The sequence below is a fragment of the Paenibacillus sp. genome (assembly GCF_035645195.1).
In the GTDB taxonomy this organism is placed as follows: Bacteria; Bacillota; Bacilli; order Paenibacillales; family YIM-B00363; genus Paenibacillus_AE.
The window spans coordinates 308,360-328,567 of sequence record NZ_DASQNA010000030.1 but is presented as its reverse complement, the minus strand read 5'-3'; the positions used below and the strand labels follow the sequence as shown (position 1 = coordinate 328,567).

The following is a 20,208-nucleotide window of genomic DNA, read 5'->3' as shown; positions in this document are numbered from 1 at the left end:
ACGCCGGAGGAGGACTGCTTCGTACGCTAACCTTGCGTCCGTTTCAAACTTCCCGCTTTCTCTCGTACCAGTACCCAGGCACGCCTCTTGCGACGCGCATGAGGGCCTCGACATAGAAATAATCGCCCCAGATCATATAATCGTCCGGCCCTTTGCCGGCCAAGACATTATAAGCGCCGTGCCTCAGCAGCCCTTCGGCGTCGGGGTCGTCCAGCGTCGAACAGGAGACGATTAACGCGCGCATAAGGCGCTCGCTTGCTTGTCGGAACGACTCCCTCTCCGGAGCGTGCTCTTCAAGAAGCTGTCCAAGCTCGAGCAGTCCGCACAAGGCAATCGCCGAAGCGGAGCTGTCCCGGTTGTCTAGTCCATCCTTCGCGGCATCGAAGTCCCAGTGCGCGACTCCGTCGTCCGGCAGCCGGGAGAGGAAATACGCCGCCGCACGGACCGCCGCGTCCAGGTACCGCCGTTCCCCCGTGTACCGATGCACGAGCGCGAAGCCGTAGACCGCCCACGCCTGCCCGCGCGCCCACGTCGAGCCGTCGCGGTAGCCTTGGTGCGTCTCGCCGCGGATCGGTTCGCCCGTGACCGGATCGAATCGGAACGTATGATACGAAGAACCGTCTCCGCGCATCAAATACTTCAACGAGCGCGCCGCTTGCGTCTCTGCGACTTCCCGATACCGCGGATTCCCCGTCGATTCGGAAGCCCAGAAGAGCAGCGGCAAATTCATTAAGCAATCAATAATAATCCGCCCGCCGTGCTCCGCATGCCCCTCTTCCCCCCATGCCTGCAGGAATCGGCCTCCGGTTCGCCATCGTTGCATCAACACATCCGCCGCCTGCACCGTCCGGTCGCGCGACGCGCATGCCCCGTCGACGATCCATTCCGCTTTCGTCGATAACGAATAAAGAAATCCTATATCGTGATGCCCCATCGCGCGATTCGCTTCCATGCGTTCGACGAGTCGCGCGGTCAAGCGCCGCGCCGCGTCGCCGAGCGCGGCATCCCGCTCGCACTCGAACCCCAGCCACGCCAGTCCGGCATAGAAGCCCTCGATCCACTCGTCGTTGCTGTCTCGCCAGTCGTAACGCTGCTCCTCCGTAATATACGGGAAGCGATCGCCGTGTCTCAGCGTATTCCGCTTCGTCTTCGCGACGGCGTCCCGCAGCGCCCGCTCGATCAACTGATCCACCGATTCGCGTACCTCCGTTTCGCCGCTCCCCGTCTTCCTCATGGTCGGAACCTCACAAGGAACGTCTTAATTTCGTATGGCCTCACCAAGCATTCCAGCGCTCCGTCCCGCACGTCTCCGATCGGCCGTTCCATTAAGTCGGTTTCCTGCCAGGAGTCGATCGTCAGGTCGGAGTCGATCGTGACCGTCCCGCGCCGTCCCTCGAATTCATGGAACCGGACGATGATGCCGTCGCCGTCCTCGGACTTCTTCACGGCGTCGAAGGCGATGTGTCCCGCGGAGGCGCGCAAGAAGGAGAAGCGCTCGCGCAGTGCCGCGCCGGCCGCCGCCCTCGCCGGGTCGTTCAAGTCCCAAGCTTCTTCCACGGTGCCGCCGGCCGCCCAATCGTCGCCGTGCGGCAGCAACGAATACGTGAACGCATGCGCCCCTTGGTCGGCGTTCGGATCCGGGTACGTCGCGGACTTAATTAAGCTGATGCGCATGACGTTATCCTTGATGTCGTAGCCGTATTTGCAGTCGTTCAACAAGCTGACGCCGTACCCCCGTTCCGACAAATCGGCCCATTGATGGCCCACGGTCTCGAAGCGCGCGTAGTCCCAACTTGTGTTCCAGTGAGTCGGGCGCTTCACGTTGCCGTATTGAATGTCGTAGGTCGCTTCCGCGGCGCGAACGTCCACCGGGAACGCCGCCTTCAGCAGCTGGTGATGCTCGCGCCAATCGACCTCGGTGCGGAAGTCGATCCGGCGGCGTTTCGCATACAGATGCATCTCTTGGCGAATCGTCGAATCCGCATACGTCCACTCGAACGCGACGATCGCGCGGAGAGACCCCAGTTCGACGAGCTCGACCGACGACAAGGCATCAACCGTGCGCATCTTCTCCTGGTAGAACAAGTCGATGTTCCATGCGTCGAATTGCATCGGCTTATCCTCGAACACCTGCAGTTCGTTGCCGAGCGCCCCAGGCGCCAGCACGTCGCGCCCGAACGTCTTATCGTAGATGCGCTCCAGCTGACCGGCGGCGTTCCAACGAAGCTGGTAGTACGGCGTATCGATTCCGTCCCCGAGCCACACGAAGCTGTCCGCTTCATTCTCCCGGGCTGCTTCGTTCGGTTCGAACGTTACCGTCTCGAACCCCATCGCCGGCATAGCCGCGGCCGCAACGAGCCACCCGTTCTCGGTGCGCTGCGCCTCAAGAAGCGTTCCGTCCGACCGGCGCCAGAGCCCGTTCTCCGCCTGCTCCTCCGGTACGGCGACCAAGCCGTCGCGCTCCCAAGAGGCGCTGTTGTAAATCGTGTACGCACGAACAGTCGGTGACCCGACGTTCGCCGCCGCCGCCGGAGCCATCAGCGCGTCGTTCGCCTCCCGATCCGCCGCCGCGACGAGGCGCTCGGCCTCTTCGTATTCGAGGCGTGCGTCATCGTACACCTCTGCGATCGAGGAACCCGGGATAATATCGTGGAACTGATTCCGAAGCGTAATTTTCCACGCCTCGTTCAATAACGCCTGTCCCCGCGCAAGATCGTAGCCGCCCAACAGACCCGCTGTCACGGCGCGAAGCTCCGCGGCGCGAAGCGAGAGCTCCATGCGGCGGTTCGCCTTCTTGATGAACGCTTGACTCGTATACGTGCCGCGGTGGTTCTCCATATACAGCTCGCCGTCCCAGACGTGAACGTATTGGTCCGTTGCGGCGACGGTCTCTTCCAGCTTCGCGAAATAGTCGTCCGCGCGGCCCGGCACCGCCTTCGGGAGGCCCGGCATCGATTCAAGGCGCCTCCGCATCTCCAACATATCGCGGTTGACGCCGCCGCCGCCGTCCCCGTAACCGTAGCAAAGGAGCAGCTCCTGATTCACCGACTTATCCCGATAGTTGCGCCAGATGCCGCTAACGGTCTCCGGCACCACATAACCGTTGTACGTATAATACGTTTCATGCGGAAATTCGATCTCCGGCGTGGTGATGAAGTGGGTTAGCAATTCCGAGCCGTCGATGCCCCGCCAATAGAAGGTATCGTGCGGCATACGATTGTACTGGCTCCAGCTGATCTTCGTGGTCATGAAGGACGTAATTCCGGATTTACGCAAAATTTGCGGCAGCGCGGAGCTGTACCCGAACACGTCCGGCAGCCATAAATACCGGCATTCCACCCCGAATTCTTCGCGGAAAAACCGAGTGCCGAACAAAATTTGCCGAACGAGCGATTCCCCCGACGTCAGGTTGCAATCGGATTCCAGCCACATCGCCCCGCCCGCTTCCCATGCGCCCGAGCTCACGCGCTCCCGGATCTTTTCGTAAATTTCCGGATAATCCTGCTTCATATACTCGTACAGCTGCGGCTGCGTCTGAAGGAAGATGTAATCCGGGTATTCTTCCATTAAACGGAGCACCGTCGAGAACGAGCGGGCCGCCTTCTCCCTCGTATGGCGAAGCCGCCACAGCCAAGCGACATCGATATGGGTATGTCCGATGCAGCGCACCGTCACGGGATGATTCGATTCCATCTCCGCGAGGGAAGCGCTTAGCGCAGCCCGCGCATCCGCGACAGATGCGTAGAACGCATCGGAGCCGGGACAGGTCCAATCGATCAGCTTGAACGCCCGATCCAGCGCCGAGAGCAGCCGATGCCGTTCCGGCGAGTCCGCGGACAAAACCCGAACCGTGCTTGCCGTCGCGCGTGCCGTGTAATACAGATCGTCGGCTCCTTCGTGCAAATACGCGATTTCCGCCCGTTTGATCTCGTGCTCCTGCGGCGTCGGCGCCCCTCCGCCCTCCAACCCGGACCATAAGCGGAACGCGAGCTCGACGGAACGGCTGCCGAAGCGGTCGAGGAACACCTCCTGGTGGTTCGAGTCGACCCCTTGATACGGCTTCCCGTCAACGAACAGCAAGGACTCGAAGCCTTGGTTGTTGCCATGGTACGTCTTGCCGAAGTCGAACCTGCCGATGATACGGTGTCCCGGAAGCGGGTCCGGAAGGCGTACTTTCGCCAATAGCCAGATGTACGCATCCCGCCCTTTCCAGCGGTCCCCCATGCGAACTATCGACCGCACGCCGCCTTCGGGCGGGTATACGCCGTTCCTCGTCTCGTCGTCGGGCAGCGTCTCCATCGCCTCGAGCGGCTGGGCATGCCGATATCGCAGCACGCCGATTTCATCGATGCGCATCGATAGCTTTTCCTCTGTATAAAACATCGCGCATTCTCCCCGTTTTCAAATTAAGATTGCAGTCGTACCGTTCCGGCCCCCGCCTCTAATCGCTTCCGATACATGCCGGCGTTCGGATCGTACCGGATGCCGTCTGCCGTGGCGTCGCCGTCATATTTGAAGTGGCACCATGCGGCCGCAGTCATGACGGTCCGGATCTCGAGCCCGTCCCGATAATCTAACGTCGCGTCGCATTTGAGCAGCGTGCTGAACAGACAAACCCCGTCTACCTTCACATAGCTTCCGTTGTGCAGGCTAGCTCGAATCAACCGCCCTCCCCCGTCGAAGGTCAGCGAAACGAGAAACGCGTCCGTCTCGATTCGCTCGAATCGGACATGAGAGTTGTCATGCATGACGCGGCCGTCGGCCAGCGTGTTGCAGTAAAATACGGTCTCGTCCCCATGCGGCTCCCGAATGCGGAACGCGTGCACGCGTTCGTCGCCGAACTTCTCGATCCCAAAGCTCGCCGGGTCCTCGCCGGGAAGCAGGAACAGGTTGACGAATTTCAACCGCCGCTCTGCAGCGCTCGCCCGAATCGAGACATACTCCGCTTCCGGGAACACATCCTCCATTCCGCTGCTCCGGTGGAAGGAGCTGAGGTAGCCTTGCTCCGTCGCGTACGTCTTCCGCTCGGGATACAGATGGCGAACCTCGAGCGTCTCCCCGTCGATTACGATGCGTGTCGTATCGTCGTGCCGTTCTGCTGCCCCGTCGTAATGCAGCAGCCATTCGAAGTCGCCGTCCCGATTCGCATGCAGGTCGTCCAACATCACAAGGAACCGGTCCGCCAATACCACGTGACGGTAGAAACGGTGATACAGATGCATATAAGGCCCGGTGCAATCCGCAAGTACGTATCGGTACCCCGGCGCTTCCAGCGTCACGGGGATCGTCCCTTCGAATTTCGTCCCGAATTCGATCATCTCCGGCGGCTGACCCTCGCCGTTCAGCAGCACGACATTATGCGCCCGGGATTGTCGGTAGTAGCTGTTATACAACGGTTTGGAATAGACGCAATAGCCGGAGTCCACGATAATTTCTTTCCCGCGGCTGATCAGTTGGAACGTTCCGACGTCCAAATGATTGTGGTTCCAACTTTCGCCGGTCTTGATCGCGAACAACGTCTCGCCGCCGTCTTGCCGTTCGGTCCGCAGCACGGCGTAACCGGAATGCGCCAGCACCGCCGTGTCGGCGCTCGGAAGGGAAGGCGTCGGCGCCAACGCCGAAGGATAATAGAACAGCTCGAGCGGACCGTCCGGCGCGGACTTGAAGGCATGATAGAACGCGAGCATATCCCCCCGCCGCAGCAGCTCGCCGAGCCGCAGCCACACGTACGTGTAACTCGCCCGATCGCCGACGTCTCCGAAATTGAGTGTCTTCATGGCGCCGTCCGCCGCGCGATACACCGTAGCGATATAAGCATCGGGCACCCCTTCGAGCATCGGCAGACGCAGCAGTCCGTCGTCCCCGGTGCGTCTGCGGTACAGCGATTCGAAGACGACGACATTGCTTAACGCGTAATCGAGATAACTCATCGTCTCGATATAATCCCCGCCGGTCCCGAAGTTGCCCTTTTTGTTTTGCAGCACGTTGCCCGGATACGCAAACCATTCCTTCAGGCCTTCGGCGACGGCGTGCAAGTACGCATCGTCTTCGTCCCCGTCCTCCCCCAACGCCAACAAAACGACGCCTGCCCCCGCCACGCATACGCTCCACCAGTTATGTCCCATCGTGTCCAGCGCATGGATGCGTCTCGACGGATGCAGCCAATCGTCATACAGCGGCAAGAACGCTTTCTCTCGCAAACAACCCGAGATCGTATCCCGCTCCTCGTCGCTCAGAACGGAACGAATCGAAGCGAAGGCGATCGAGGCGTTCACGCCGATATCCGCGGTCCACAAATCCGATTTTCGGTTCCCGCCCTCTTGATATAACCACGCCTCCTCAAGGCATAGCGCCGACAGCAATCGCCGCGCGCCATCGGCCGCCGCGGGCTCGGCCGTCATGTTGTAGTAGAACGCAAGGCGATGCGCCTCCTTCGAGAGCTCCCTTACGAAATTGCCCAACGTAAACCGTTTGTTTCCTCCGAGTTCTCTCGCCCGATTGCGCAGCGTTTCCAGCTTGCTCTCGTATGCCGCGATTGAACGCTCGTCGATCGCCCGCATTCTCGCTGCGAAGCGTTCCCATCCCTCGCGAACCGCCGGAATCGATTCGCGCTTATCGCCGATTTCGGCGAGCGCCGATGCATCGTATAGCACGGTCTGCACTCCCCCTCACATGACTCTTCCGTTCGCCACAGCCCCAATGTAACGGAGCGGAGGAGCAGGTAACAACTATCAAGTTTTGCAACGCTAACAACGCTTGCGTCCGCGCAGGAGAACGCCGTTGATGGTCCGATCTAACAGTTTTTGAGCAACTTGCATATTTTGAATATCGCTTGGGACCGCGAAAACAACATGCCCCGCGCCGGTTCCGACGCGGGACATGTTTGCCTTTAGAGTCCGGAGTTGCGCCACTCCGCGATCAGCGTCTCCGCCGTTCGCTTCAGGCGCGCCTCCGCCTGGGGCGTCAGCGCCGCCCCGGAGGGTCGTTCGATATGCTTTACAAAATCCTCGAGCTGCTTAGCCGCTTGCTCGAACCGTTCCTTCTCCGCGTGCTGCTTCGCAGCCATTGCCGAGTTTCGTAACGCCGCATACAGCGAATGCTCGAGCTCGCCCGCTTCCGCGAAATAATCCAGTAAGGCTTGCAAATGCTCAAGTTGGACCGGAGGCGCCGGCGCAAGAGTCAGATCCCCGAACAACGCGGCGTTCTTCCCGCTGCCGATCCCGCTCATGTACTCCAACCAGCCGTGCCGCCCGGGACCGTCGTCATCGTTCGCGAGGAACGAGAAGCCGATCAGCGATTCCGGCGCCGCCTCCCCCGCGGGGAGCAGCTCCGACCAAGGGATGCGTATTTCGTATTTCGTTGTATCCCCGTCGCGTACGATCGCCGCTTCGCTGTTCGCCAGCGAACCGATCGGACGGCCGGCAACCGACGCCCAACGCCATTTCACGATGTCGCCCGTATCCGCGAGCGCGAACAACAATTCGCTGTATCCCTTGCTTCCGGGGCCTTCCACCCGGCCCGGATCGATCATGAATTGAATGCTGTCGCCCATCCAGGCCGCTCCGTCCGTCTGCCCTTGGCGGTGCACGTTATCGCGAACGGCGGCGGCGAGATAGAGACTTTCGTCATCCCACATCACCATTCCCGACCCGCTCAGATCGGCGATTCCGCCCCAAGGCGTCGTACCCCCGCTCACCGTCTTATATTGGCGCGGCGACTCCAATCGGAACGCCATCGCCTGCTCCCATTCCCGGAGATCGCCGTCAACGGATGGCGGTACAATCGTTTTCGCCGCGGCGAGGAAGTTCACGGCCGCCTCGGCCGGAACCGTGATCCCGCCGGGAAGGCGCGCCTCGATGCGAAGCGGAACGGCTTCCGTGCGGGACAATACATCCGCGGGCACCTCGATGATCCGGCGAACGATCTCTCCCGGCGCAGCCGTGAACGGAACCGGGGAAGAGTCGTAGGGGACCGTTACGACGACTTCCCCGTCGATCACCGTCTCGCCAATGTTCTCAAGCTCCACCTCAACCGCCCAACGCTGCCAATCGTTCGAATCGAGGAGCTTCGGCTTGATCGCATTCACATTGACGGTCCTGTCGAGATCGACGAAAGACGCGATCGTACAAGCCTGATTCTGAGCGTTCGGCGGGCACAGCAGCACCGCTTCTCCGCCGACGCCTTCATAGACGTTCCTACCGAGTTGGAGCCTCGTCAGCGTGCTGCGGTCTACGGCGAAGCCGGAATACGGCGTTCCCTGGATCCGATTACTGTGTACTTCCAAATCGCCTTTCCGACTGTGCTGCACCGTAATCGCCCCGTAATGGTACGTGAGCGGGCCGCTGTTCGTATTCACCAACGTATTGCCGACGACCTTGACCTTCTCGTGAGAGAAAGCTTCGCTTGTGTAATACAGCAAGATGCCGGCCATATGCGTATCCGAAATGAGATTTCCTTGAATTTCGATATGATTCCCGCTTGCGATCGAAATGCCCGCATGGTCGCGAGAGCCTTCGATGCGGTTGCCTTGCAATCTTACGTATTGAGGCTCGCGCGCGATGGCGCCAAGCTTGTTCAGATGAATACCGCTGTCCCGAGCGCCTGCGATCGTCGAATCCTCAACGAACACTTGCCGGCTGCCCAGGATTTCGATACCCGCCGTTCCGGCGCCGTCCACGCGGCTGTTGCGCACGGCGACGCCCGTCGATGCATCCACGAGCAAGCCCGGGCCGCCCGAATCGACCAGGCGGACGCCGTCGATCTCGACCCCCGTGCTGGCGGATACGTCGAGTAACGCCCGATTATGGCGTTGCGTCGGCGGATCGGCCAGCTCCAGCCGAAGTCCGGTCACCTTCGCTTGGTTTGCGCCCAATAGCCGGATCCCTTGATGATCCTCGGAGCGGAAGCGCAGAACGGAGCCTTCCCCGTCTCCCCGAAGCTCGATATGGCTGCGCCCCTGGATCAACAGATGGTGGCGGATCGCCGTGAACGGGACGTTGGATCGTTCCGCAATCGGCTCCAAGTTATAGATGCCTTGCGGCACATAGAGTACGCCGCCGGTCTCCGGAATCGCGTCCAGGGCATCGTAGAACGCAACGAGATCGTTGCCGGTCCCGTCCCCCTTCGCCCCGTACGCCTTGACGTTGACGATCGTTTCGGGTACGTTCACCTCCGGGGCGTTCGCCCAAGCCGTCTCGTTCGGCGCGTTCTCCATGGCGTCGTAGATATCTGTGAACGACGGCGCGGCCGCCGAAACCTCAAACCCTTCCTTCGCAGGAACCGTCGGCTGCGATACCAGATTGCCGGCATACGTTTCGCCGGACAACGTCCCTCCGAACAACACGCTATTCGCGTTCCCGAGCAATCGGTTATTCGAGATGTCCAGCCCGTGTATCGTTGCATTATTGTTAATCTTGATCGCACCCGCCGCAGAATCGGCGATCTCGTTCCCGCGGATCGCAAGATTCGCGGCTCGCAGCGCGGAACCCCATGCGCTTAACAAGATGCCGCTGCCCGGGGTGCCGAAAATGCGATTGTCCTCGATCGTCACCTCGTTCGCGAGGTTGTTCATCGCGATCGCGCCCCGGTACAGGTGGCTTTGGTTGAAATTGTTGTCGGCTCTGTTGTTCTGATCCGAACGAAGAATCGTATTATTCTTGATCGAAATACGTTCGACCGGCACGCCGGTCTCGCCGGCTTGCCCCAGAGAATTCGTAAACACGCCCGCGAGCAGCGAGCTTTCGATCCAGTTCCCTTCGATGCGGTGCCCGATTCCGCCGGCGCTGACGCCTCTCCCCCACGTCGTCCGTACAATCGTGTTGTGCAGCGCGAAGTTATTTTCCGAGACGGGCCACCCTCTCGTACCCGGAGCGTCGGATACGAACCCGATCGCGTCGTCGTTAATATTTTCCGTATAGTTGTAAGCCGCCACCGCATTCACGACATTGGCGAAATGAATCCCGTCCGCGCCCGTATTTCGCACCTCGTTATCGACGGCCCAGACATTCTTAGTGCCCTGCCAGAAGACGATGCCGATCGCGCCTTGGTCGACATTTAAGTCGATGGCTTGAATGTTTTCCCCGCTGAGCCCGATATTATAAGGTCCGTTGATCGCGCGCATATCCAACCGAGGCGACCAGGACGTCCCGAAGCTGCGGAACGAAATATTCACGCCATCGATTCTCCAGCCGTACGGGCGGCCGTTATAGGCACCGTTAGCGGTATGGAATAGCTGCCCTTCCGGCAGCGCCGCGAGACCCGGGCTCCGAAATACGATCGTCGTGGCATCGCCTTCGCCGACGAAATGAATATTTTCAAGCGCACGCTCGTCGGTCCGATCCCAGAATCGCCGGTCCCGCGCATCCGTCCCCGGCGGGGGCGTCGCCGCGAAATAATATCTACCCGCAGGCATATATACGATGCCGCCTCCGACCTGTTCGAGCGCGGCGATCGCCCGGTCGAACGCCTCTCGGTCGTTCGTCTCGCCGTCGCCCGCGGCTCCGAACTTCTTCACATCGGCAACGTACATGGATGCGTAATCGATGCGCGGCATCCCTTCCAATCCGGGCCGCGCGTAGAAGCTCTCCGGCAAGTTGGCGACGGTGCCGCGGCTCAACCGCCCGTCGCCCCCGCCGGCTTCATCCAGCGATAAGTAAGGGCGCAGCTCCGGCTCGGACGCATCGTTAGAGCGAAACCGAACCAGCGTATCGGTCGCGGCGTCGTCTGTCACACGGAACGAGACGACCGGCAGCCCCGCTTCGATCCGTGCTAGCACATAGGATGTGACGTCGAAGCGATACCAGCCGGCATTGTTCACGACGACGGTGTCCAACACAACTCCCGGCTCCGCAGGCGCGTTATTGTATGTAATCTCCGACTCCGTCCACTCGGCGTTCTGCAAACCTCGGATCGTAATCGGCACATCCTTCCCCGCAGCCTCGGGCACATAGACGTTCATCGTAACGGTGTCGACCGCCTCCGCCCGACCTATTAGAATGCCAAAGTCCGCCTGAAGATATCCTTCCCGATGCGTCGGCGCGTCGGTAGCGCCGTTCTTCAGGAAATGCTTAATCACGAATTCGCTCCCGTTCGCGACGAGCATCTTCTGGTTCACGTCCGCATGCGGTCCGCCCCGCGTATTCACCGCGGCTGCGACCGGAATCGCGTCGGGCGCTTCTTCGCCCGGCTCCCCGCCGTTCCCGCCGCCGGGCGTGAACGTAACGATCGGATCCCAATTCGTATGGTCGTTGTTCAGCGTGACGTTCTTGCGGACGACAAAAGCGATGATATCGCCTTCGGCGACCGGCACCGACTCGACGCCCGTCGGCAGCGACGGCTCCGTCGTCGTCAAATGGGCGCTCCACAGCACCGCATCGTTCTTCTCGATCGAAACCAGCACGCCATCGCCGAGATTATCGCCTTTGCGAGCGGAACCGCCGATGCCGACCGTCCCATGACTCGGCGCTTTCCACGCGCGTACGACGTCGTCGGACGCTCCCGGATGCATCGCCGTCGCGGAAATCCACGGCGTGTTCGACACGGCGTCCTTCCAACGCGGCACGACCGGATTGCCCGTCGGCGTCTCCGCGTACACCAAGTCGGATCGCACGCCGCTGCGCTGCTTCCAGTAATGCCAGCCGTTCCCGCCCTGCGTACCGGAAAACCCCGCCGACGCTCGATAGACGATCGGCTCCGGCGCAGCTCCATCGCCGCTCGCCGCAGCCGTTGCCGCTCCGGCGCCGGGAACCGCGACGCCAACCAGCAAGGAAATCGCGAGAAGGAATGCCAATGAACTTCTTCGAATTCGCATCATGTAACCCCTTTCATACTTGTTTAAAAAAATTCGGTAAGCGGGCGGGGCGGTACGCCCCGCCGAACTCCCGACCCGATCCCTTATTCGAACTCCATTTGATACAGGTCCTGCATGAACAACCAACTGTCTTTGTTTTCTTGATACCAGTTCTTATACCATTCCTCGAGTTTCTTGCCGCCCGCTTGATTCCAAGCGCTGACGACGTCGGCAACGCCTTGATCGACCGTATACGCATTTCCGCTCACGATCGTCTTCGCCATAATTTCGTTCATTGTGTTCCTGCCGTCATTGAAGAGCGTATTCAAATCTTTTTCCAGCGCCGGACGGAACTTCGCATGGGTAAAGCCCGGATGCGGTCGATTCGGATCCAAGTAGAGCTTTTGCGCTTCCGTCGCGATTTGAATCCACTCTTGGTCGATCGCATTCGTCGATTCGAGCGAGCGCTCGTTCACCGCGCATGTCTTCAACAAATACGTCGGCATGAACATCTTATAGTCGTTGATATAACCCATTTCGGTTTTGTTCTTCTCGCGGTCGATCGGCTGCGGGCAACCGCTCGCCGATGCGGTGTAGTGAACGCCTTCTTCGCCGTTCGCGAAATATTGAACCGTCGGTTCGGAAACCATGAAGTCGATATACTTCATCACCGCGACCGGGTCCTTGGCCTTCGCGTTCACGGAGCCCGTCAACTGGAAGGGAGGGTTGAAGTCCGGTCCGAACTGCCCGTACTCCGTCTTCGGGAACGGCATCGCCACGATTTCGGCCCCCGGCGTATTCTGCTTCAGCGTATCGAAGTTTCTGCTGATTACGGAGCTGTACGCCAAGTAGATGCCAAGCTTGCCGCTCGCGAAATCCTGTTCCGCCTTCTGACCGTTCGTATCGGTAAGGAAATCTTTATCTACGATGTTATTCTCGAACAGACGACGCTTGAATTCGTACGCCGGCTTGATCCGATCGAATTGGCGGATCAGTTCGCCGTTTTCGACGATGAACATCTCGTTCTGGAACATAGCGTCCACGTAATACGTAGCGTGCTGGCTCAGGTTAATGCCGAACGTATCCTTCTTGCCGTTCCCGTCCGGGTCGCCGTTCGCGAATGCGTCGGCCACTTGGTACAGCTCCTCGATCGTTTGCGGCACCTGCAGACCGAGCTTATCCAGCCAATCCTTGCGGATGACCATCATCCCGAGCACTTCCGGCTTCATAATGCGAGCGATTTCGTACATTTTGCCGTCCGGCTTTGTCGCCAGCTTCTTCAGCTCCGGAAATTTCTCGAGCAGCTTCTTGTACTCCGTGCTGTGCTCCGCGATGAGGTCGTCCAACGGCAGGAGCTGCTTCTGCGCCCACAGCGTATTGACGAAAGCGTTGTCATATTCCAGCACCAAGTCCGGCGCCTCCCCTGACGCGAAGAGCATGCTGTACTTCTGCTGCGATTCGTTCCGAGGAATGGGTACGAACTCAACGTCCACCGGGCCATTCTCGTTGATCCAGCGCGTCCATCGGTTATCCGAATACGTCCCCTCTTCCTTCGGAATCTGTCCGCGATCGTAGATCGAGACGGTTATTTTCCCTCTAGGTTCCGCTTTCGTTTCCCCGGCGGTTGCCGGTGCCGGCGCTTCGGCCTTCGGCTCGTTCGCCGCTCCGCCGCTGCCGCAAGCCGCCAAGACGGATAGCGATAATACGGCCGATGTGGACCAAGCGATGTTCTTCTTCGTTCGTTGTGTAAACATGCAATTGCCTCCCTTTTATCATCCAATCCTTATCATGCAACTAGCTTACCATGTACATCCGGAAAATGTTGCCGAGCGCCGGCATTCCCCCTTTCCCTGTCCTTCCCCGCGTTAGCCTTTGACGGAACCGATGAGCGCGCCCTTCACGAAATACTTTTGCAGGAACGGATAAACGATCAGCATCGGGACGACCATGACGAGCACCCCCGCAGACTTGATCGACTCCGGCGTAAGCTGCGTAAACGCGTCCGGATCGAGCTGCGCCATCTCCATGAGGAGCGATTGACTTTGGATCATATTTTGCACGAGGACGGACAAATTGAACTTTTCCGAATCGTTGATATACATCAACACATTGAAGAACGAATTCCAATGGTTGACGCCGTAGAACAGGGCTACCGTCGCGATCGCCGGGAGCGATAACGGAAGGACGATTTGGCCGATGATGCGCCATTCTCCGCAGCCGTCGATCCGCGCAGCCTCTTCGAGTTCATCCGGAATGTTCTCGAAGAACGACCGCAATATTAACATGTTGTAGGCACTTACGAGACCGGGCAGCCACAATGCGCCGTACGTGTTCACGAGGCCTAACGCTTTCGCAAGCATATAGTTCGGAATAAGACCGGCGGAGAACAGCATCGTGAATACGATCGCAAGCGTCAAATATTTTCGCGCATAAAAGTGTTTCTTCGCCAGCGGATACGCCGCCAGTACCGTGAAGACCATATTTAATGCTGTCCCGACGACCGTAATGACGAGGCTGTTCCGCAGCGCGTTGACGATGTCCGTCCCGTGAATCAGCTTTTTGTACGCCTCCCACGTCGGTTCGACCGGCCAAAGACCTACTTTTCCGAGCGTAATCGCTTCTCCGCTGCTTAGGCTCAGCGCCACGAGATGAATGAGCGGCAGCAAGCAGCTCATCGCGACCAGCGATAAGATGACGTAATTGATTCCGTCAAATGCTCTCTCGCCCCAAGATTGTTTCACGTTGATCCCCTCCTACCATAAGCCTCTGTCGAATTTACGAGCAATTTGATTCGCGGTAAGCACCAGTACGAGACCGATCAGCGATTCGAACAATCCCATGGCCGTCGCGTTGCTGAACTGTCCGGCGCCGAGGCCTACTTTGAAGTTCCACGTGCTGATCACCTCGCCGACGTTGACGATGACTGGATTTTGCAATACATACACCTGATCGAAGCCGACATCCATGACGTTGCCGATATTTAGAATAAACATGAGCACGATCGTCGGCTGGATCCCCGGTATCGTAATGTTCCACAGCTGCTTCCACTTGTTGGCGCCGTCCATATTCGCCGCCTCGTACAGACTCGGATCGATCGACGTCAACGCCGCAAGATAGATGATCGCCGCCCATCCCGCACCCTTCCAAATCCCGGAACCTACGAAAATCGCGATCCAGGACGTCTCGTGGAACAGGAACGGGAACTTCTGTCCGGTTAACGCATACAGCATGTTATTGACGAATCCCGTCTCCAAGGCGAATACCATCAGCACCAACCCGCCGACGATGACCCAGTTCAGGAAATGGGGAAGAAAGACCAACGTCTGTACCCATTTCTTAAACCAAGCCCTTCGCACCTCGTTCAAGAGAATCGCGAGTATGATCGGGAACGGAAATCCCACGAACACGTTTAAAGCGCTGAGCACCAGCGTATTGCGAATAATGTTTAGCGTCTTGGGATTGTTAAACAAATACTCGAAATTCGCGAACCCGACCCACGGACTCCCCCAGATGCCTTCCGCAAAGTTGTAGTCTTTGAACGCAATTACAAGACCCAACATCGGCGCGTACTTGAATAAAAGGAAGAACGCGGCTACCGGAATAAACATCACAAGGAGAGGCTTATTTTGATTCCATCTCCTCTTGCGATGGAGCGACGCATTCCGATCAGCGACGGTTCCCTCCGCGGAAGCTTTCTCGTTCGATAGCATAAGCCCACCTCTAGTTGATTGTAAGCCGTCCGGTCTGCCCTGGCGTAAGCCTTGCGGCGGGACCGTTCGACTGCCCCCACTGTAACCGAAGCGCCGCGGGAACGACAACTCACAGCTTTTGAGCCTGCTAACAAATCTTGAAACGCTTTCCCTAAGGCGCGGTTAGGCGTCCGTATAACAGTTTTTGAGCCCCCCACAATTTTTGCGGCCTCCCGGAAAAGCCCGCCGTCGCTCGAAAAAAAAGAAAGGCCCGCGGCTTTCATCCGCAGGCCCTTCCCCAATCCGTTTATTCACAGTTTTTGATGACGGCTCCGGTATTCGCTCGGCGTCGTCGCCGTCACCTTTTTAAACACCCGGTTGAACGTCATATAGTTCGTATACCCGATGGTCGTCGCGATCTCGTGTATCGATTCACCGGTCTCCCTAAGCAGCCGCTTCGCGTGTTCGATGCGAACCTTCGCGACGTAGTCGACGAAATTTTCCCCGAATTCATCCTTGAACAGTCGGCTGACGTAGCTGGTACTCATCTGGAACCGCTCTCCGATCAACGACAACGATAAATTCGGATTGCTCGCTTGCTCCTCGATAAACTTTCGAACCTCTTGAATGGCTTGATGGTTGCTCTTGCCCTCCCGAAGCTGCTTCAGCTTCTGGGCGTTCGCCTCGAGCAGCCGGCGTACGTCCTCGTACAGCTCGTCAACCGTATCGAACCGTTCCATGGCTTCGTTCAACGAAGGAACGACTTCATCCTTCCAGTTGTCTTGAATTTCCCCCGGAAGCTCCATCATTTCCCGGAACAAGTGGTAGATCAAATAGTTCATGACATTGATCAGATCGTCTTTGGAAATAATGCGGCTTCGGAAATCGTCGAACATTTCCTTCAACTTCTCTTCCCATTGCTCCTCGCCCATCCGGTACGCTTGAGCGATGCCGCGAACCATCTGCAGCCCCTTGTACACTTCGCCTTCCGACTTGTTCCGGATATCCTCCTGACTGATGACCCGCCCGTTGCCTAGCACGGACTTATACTTCATGGCCTCCGTCGCGTCGTCGTAGCTTAGATGCAGCTCCGAAATCGACGACGTAAGCGTACCGATCGAGAGCGTGACCGAAAAGTTCAGATTGTCCGCCGTCCACCGGACCATGTGCTCGCAAAGCTCTCTTAAGCGATCCTCGAAGCCTTGCTCCGCATCGCCGGGCTTCGCTAGGAAGAGCAGCCCCAGCTGCTGGCTCGAGCTCCACTCCGGCCATACCTGTACAGACCGGATCGACGCGATCTCGGCGATCACATTCGTGAGCGCGTATCGAAGGAGATCCTTGCCGTTGCCGGAGTACAATTGCTCGAAGGTCGGGTATTTATCGATCTCTAGCATGCCGGCGGCCATCACGCCGAATTCGGGGTCCATCCCGAAGCGCCGGAGCTCCTTCTCCCATTCCTCTCTCCCGATCGTTCTGCCGCCCTCCATTAATTCGTGGAAGAAATGCCGGCGTTTATACACGACATCCGCCGCTTGCTGCTTTCGATATTCCTCGGATTGCTGCATAATTTTGCTGAGCGTGGATTCAATGAATAAAAACTCGTCCTTGACCGGCGGATTTTCTTCCGCGGCGGTTCCGGGGTTAGACATATCGCGTATTCGCTTCACGATGCTGACGACCGGGCGGTATTGCCGCCTCGAGACGAGAATGAGCCAAGCGAGGCCGAATGCGAGTGTCCCAATGACCGCCACGATATATATATCGGACAGCTCCTTGAACGCCCGGAACGGCGGACCGCCGATCATCCCGCTTCGAATGCTCCAGCCCGTGTATGCCGATTCGACGCCCGACAATTCGCGCCCCACGTTCTCCGACACCGCCTCCAAATGCTCGCTTTCGGTGCCGAACCATAGCTTCCCTTGGCTGTCGTACAGGTGAATGAATGTCAAATCGTTGCCGATCATTCCCCTCAAGAAATCGCGCAACGCGCTTTGCGACACGTTCACGACCATCAAACCGTGCTCCCCGGTCAGGAGAGGCACGTTGCGGGTTAAACTAACGACGACCTTCCCTTCCGGATGCAGCGTTCTCGGATCGGACCATCCCGTTCTGCCGGGATGTTCGAGTACGCTCGTCAGGAACGCATGATCCGGAAACTGATCCGCCGCATGCATCGATTGATGCCCGAGCACGACGCCGTCTACGTGACGGTACAGATAGAGCGAGTCGATCAGCGGATTGGACAGCTTGATCTCGTTCAACTTGCGGGACACCTCGTTCGCCGCAAGATACGGATTTCCGGATTGGGCAAAGAACGACTTGAATCCGTTAGAAATGATTTCCCGATTCATCATCTCGTTGATCGCGCGCAGCGAGTACTCCAACGATTGCGACGCCTGGCCGGAAAACACCTCGTTCGCGCGAACCGTTTCTTTCCTCGTCATCTCCGCCGCGCCGAGAAGGAATATGATGATAAGCACCAAGGGAACGATAACGAAAATTGGAATATAGGATAACAGCAGTCGATTATACCAGTTCTTCGGCATACCTTTTCGCTCCCTTCGGCTCTTATTCTATCCATAAACCAACACTTCGACAACGAAGACGCGACGAATTCGGCGGCACTGCCGCGCGTCCCGAGCTACTTGAACGATACCCATTCTTTGATCTTATACTTCATTCCCTCGAAGCTTCCGCGGCGTTCGACTTCGCCCGCTCCCTCCGCTCCGGGACGAAGCCGTACCCAATTATAGCGTCCCTCCCGATACGATAGGCTGTTGCCGTCATCCTCGAAGAGAAGGCATTCCTTCGGCGAATCTCCATACATCCTAACCGTAAGCTCGAAGACCGCATCCTCGCGGACGTGCTGCAACGGCACCGCGAGGGGCAATATCGCGTTGTCTTTGACGAATATCGGAATTCGGTCCAACCCATATGCAAACGAGTACGAACTTCCGCCTTCATAGCGCTCATGCGTCCAGAAGTCTCTCCAGCTCCCTGCGGGCAAATACACCGTGCGTTCGCTGGAGTCCGCCGTCAGGGGGGCGACGAGGATCGAATCGCCCATCATATACGCATCATCGATTTGCTGAGCAGCCGCGTCGTCCGGGTAATCCATCGCAAGCGCGCGGAAGGGCGGAAGACCTTCCTGCCAATACTTCGCGAAAGCCGAATATAAGTACGGAATCAGACTCATACGCAACTCGAACAGCTCCCGGCAGATGCGCTGCACCGATTCATAATCGCTCATGACAATGCCGGCTTTGTTTTTCTCGCGATCCACTTGTACCCAGGGCGGATTGGGAATTCGCCAACAGTTTAGCAGCGCTAGCGGGGAGAAGATCACCGTCTGTACACGGCGGATGAGATCCTCCGCGGAAGCGGCCTGCCTTACTTCGGGCGTCCACAGCAGCCCGGAGAAGCCGGAACTGACGATGCCGCGAATAAACACCTTATGATCGTACAAGTCGCTGTACAATACGAACGGATACGGGCTCGCAAGCGCGCCGGAGGCGCGAACCTGCGACCATGTGCGCTTGCCCGCTGCTTCGAAGGGAGCCAGTATCGCCGATTGGTAAAGCGTTCCGATCTGATTGTGCATCTGCTCTCCGTCCATCCCCGAAGGGAACGAGCTGACGTCCGGGAAGGACCAATTCGAATGCACATAGTCCGAGCTGTCGCATTCATCCAGTTTAAAGCCGGATATCCCGCGATCCACGAAGGCTTCCCTGTGATGGTCCGCGAAAATACGCTTCGCTTCTTGAATCGACAAATCGGGAACGAGCCCTTCCCATACCTCGTAATCGCCCGAATGCGGCGAGAGGGCATCGTACATCGGCGAGGTCGGATGGACGAAGAGGTGCTCCCACAGGTTCACCTTATAATCCATCTCGTACAGCCGATCCAGCATCTCTTGATGCCGCGGGAACCGTTCCTCGTCCCATACGAAGGAACAGCTATAGGCACGGGTTTGCCACCCCGGCTCAAAGCCGAACACATCCACCGGCATCCGCTCCTTACGGAAGCCTGCGGCCAGCTTCATCACATCGTCTTTCCGCGCGGCGCTGTAGGCCCGGTACCATATGCCGAGCCCCCACATCGGCGGCAAGCACCCCCCGCCCGAAAAGAGCACGTACCGCTGCACCGCCGTACGCAGATCGGGTCCCTCGAAGAAGTACACGTCAATACCCTCCGCAGCCGGCACGTCGACTAACACAGAGCGGCTGACGTCCGTGCCTTTATAAGCATATAGCTCACTTTCCGATGTGCCGATGGAACGTTTCACATTCTCCTTCGAAGCGGAGTCGCCTTTCCGCAAATTCGTTCCGCAGTAAAATGTTGCGTAGCGCGACGTATCGACGAATACGCCGTAGCCAGCGGTGGATACGTAAAAGGGAACCGGCGCATGGCTGTCGCCCGTATCCGCCACCGGATCGCTGTTCACGCGAATCATTTTCTTGCGTCCCGTGTGGTTTACCCGATGCAGCTGTAAGCCGAAGCCGTATACTTGTTCATCGGCCCCAAGCGGCAGCTCGATCCGCACGCCTCTGGACGATCTTGCGACATGGATGTCGCGCTGCGCAATCGGGGGTTTCCCTCCGCAAACCAATCGAGCGAGAGCCTCGTGCTGGATCTCGAATTCGCGATACGTCGTTGGCGTATGCTTCTCCGGTTCTCCCCATCGATATTTCCAAACTCCGTTCGCTATATTCTCCATAGGAATCTCCTAGC

9 protein-coding genes are annotated in these 20,208 nt (G+C 58.4%); all 9 read right to left on the bottom strand.

The genetic code is table 11. The features are described 5' to 3' along the window. Window positions 1-43: 43 nt before the first annotated feature. Window positions 44-1,234: a glycoside hydrolase family 88 protein gene (locus VE009_RS16395; RefSeq protein ID WP_325009436.1), complete on the bottom strand. Its 1,191-nt coding sequence runs from the start codon at window positions 1,232-1,234 to the stop codon at window positions 44-46. Further along, window positions 1,231-4,383: an alpha-mannosidase gene (locus VE009_RS16390; protein ID WP_325009434.1), complete on the bottom strand. Its 3,153-nt coding sequence runs from the start codon at window positions 4,381-4,383 to the stop codon at window positions 1,231-1,233. The genes VE009_RS16395 and VE009_RS16390 overlap by 4 nt, the downstream gene beginning before the upstream one ends. Before the next feature lie 23 nt (window positions 4,384-4,406). Continuing rightward, entirely contained in the window at window positions 4,407-6,653 is a 2,247-nt protein-coding gene (locus tag VE009_RS16385) for a heparinase II/III domain-containing protein (protein WP_325009432.1), read from the bottom strand. A gap of 236 nt (window positions 6,654-6,889) precedes the next feature. Then, complete coding sequence (locus tag VE009_RS16380; protein WP_325009430.1) at window positions 6,890-11,809, bottom strand: right-handed parallel beta-helix repeat-containing protein; 4,920 nt, start codon at window positions 11,807-11,809, stop codon at window positions 6,890-6,892. Window positions 11,810-11,892: 83 nt separating this feature from the next. After that, entirely contained in the window at window positions 11,893-13,542 is a 1,650-nt protein-coding gene (locus VE009_RS16375; protein ID WP_325009429.1) for an extracellular solute-binding protein, read from the bottom strand. Between the two features lie 111 nt (window positions 13,543-13,653). Then, window positions 13,654-14,529 carry a carbohydrate ABC transporter permease gene (locus VE009_RS16370; protein ID WP_325009427.1) on the bottom strand — a complete coding sequence of 292 codons (876 nt, stop codon included), beginning with the start codon at window positions 14,527-14,529 and terminating at the stop codon, window positions 13,654-13,656. A gap of 12 nt (window positions 14,530-14,541) precedes the next feature. After that, complete coding sequence (locus tag VE009_RS16365) at window positions 14,542-15,498, bottom strand: ABC transporter permease (RefSeq protein WP_325009425.1); 957 nt, start codon at window positions 15,496-15,498, stop codon at window positions 14,542-14,544. Between the two features lie 290 nt (window positions 15,499-15,788). Continuing rightward, window positions 15,789-18,023, bottom strand: a complete 2,235-nt coding sequence (locus VE009_RS16360; RefSeq protein WP_325009423.1) for a helix-turn-helix domain-containing protein — start codon at window positions 18,021-18,023, stop codon at window positions 15,789-15,791. A 95-nt stretch (window positions 18,024-18,118) separates the two neighbouring features. Further along, window positions 18,119-20,194 (bottom strand): TIM-barrel domain-containing protein, encoded by a 2,076-nt coding sequence (locus VE009_RS16355; protein WP_325009421.1) that lies wholly within the window; start codon window positions 20,192-20,194, stop codon window positions 18,119-18,121. Window positions 20,195-20,208: the final 14 nt, after the last annotated feature.